The 1,282-nt window shown below is 61.9% G+C and carries 1 protein-coding gene; it reads left to right on the top strand.

The annotated features are described in order from the left end of the window. Positions 1–85 precede the first annotated feature (85 nt). Positions 86–1,221, top strand: a protein-coding gene (locus tag LRP66_RS18180) for an IS3 family transposase (protein ID WP_443026721.1) whose coding sequence is annotated in 2 segments (ribosomal slippage) — positions 86–353 and positions 353–1,221 — 1,137 coding nt in all. Because the reading frame shifts where the segments join, the coding sequence is not laid out codon by codon here. Positions 1,222–1,282: the final 61 nt, after the last annotated feature.

The raw sequence follows: 1,282 nt of genomic DNA on the forward strand, positions 1-1,282 counted from the left end.
AGAGGTGGCTCGGCAAATCTGGACAGGCTGCTAAGTGGAGTTTCTGCCTGAAGGCGGCCAGCATGGCTGCCGAACAGGAGATCAGATGACGAAGCGAACACACCGGAACCATAGTCCGGCCTTCAAGGCGAAGGTGGCCCTGGCTGCCGTGAAGGGCGAGAAGACGCTGGCCGAGCTGGCGCAGCAGTTCGACGTTCACCCGAACCAGATCACGATCTGGCGCGGCCAGTTGCTGGAAGGGGCAGCGGGGGTTTTCGGGTCGGACGGCCATAGCGAACCGGCGGAGCCTGCGATCGACGTGAAGACGTTGCACGCCAAAATCGGTGAACTGACGCTGGTGAACGATTTTTTGTCCGGGGCGCTCGGCAAAGCAGGACTATTGCCGAGCGCAAAACGTTGATCGACCGTTCGCACGCATTGCCAGTGAAGCGGCAGGCGCGGGAGTTGGGGATCAGCCGCGGCAGCGTCTATTATCAGCCGCGGCCAACCCCGGCTGCCGACCTCGCGATCATGCGACGGATCGATGCGTTGCATATGGATTTCCCGTTCGCGGGCAGTCGGATGTTGCGAGACCTGCTTGCCGCAGAAGGCATCAAGGTCGGCCGGCTGCACGCCTCCACGCTGATGAAAAAGATGGCGATCGAGGCGATCTACCGGCGGCCAAACACGTCGAAACCGGCACCGGGTCACAAGATCGATCCGTATCTGCTGCGTAAGCTGACGGTGACGCGGCCCAACCAGGTGTGGGCGACCGACATCACGTACATCCCGATGGCGCGCGGCTTCGTTTATCTGATCGCCATCGTCGACTGGTTCAGCCGGCGGGTGCTCAGCTGGCGGCTGTCGATCACGCTGGAGACCGATTTCTGCATCGAAGCTTTGGAGGAAGCGCTGACGCGCTTCGGAGCGCCGGAGATCTTCAATACCGATCAAGGTAGCCAATTTACGAGCATGGCGTTCACCGCCGTCTTGCAGCGAGAGAGGATCGCAATCAGCATGGATGGACGCGGCGCCTGGCGTGACAACGTGTTCGTCGAGCGCCTGTGGCGCTCGGTGAAATACGAGGAGGTTTACCTGCGGGCCTATGCCTCTGTCAGCGAGGCCCGCGCGTCGATCGGCCGGTATCTGGCCTTCTACAACGGCCGACGCCCGCACTCGTCGCTTGACCGCAGGACGCCCGATCACGTCTACTTCAACCGGCCGCTTCTCGCAGCGGCATGAAACCGGCGGACGCTCCACTTAGCAATCGCGTCGAGCTGTTCAGATGAACCGAGCCACCTCT

It is taken from the genome of Sphingomonas sp. Leaf21 (assembly GCF_916858675.1).
In the GTDB taxonomy this organism is placed as follows: domain Bacteria; phylum Pseudomonadota; class Alphaproteobacteria; order Sphingomonadales; family Sphingomonadaceae; genus Sphingomonas.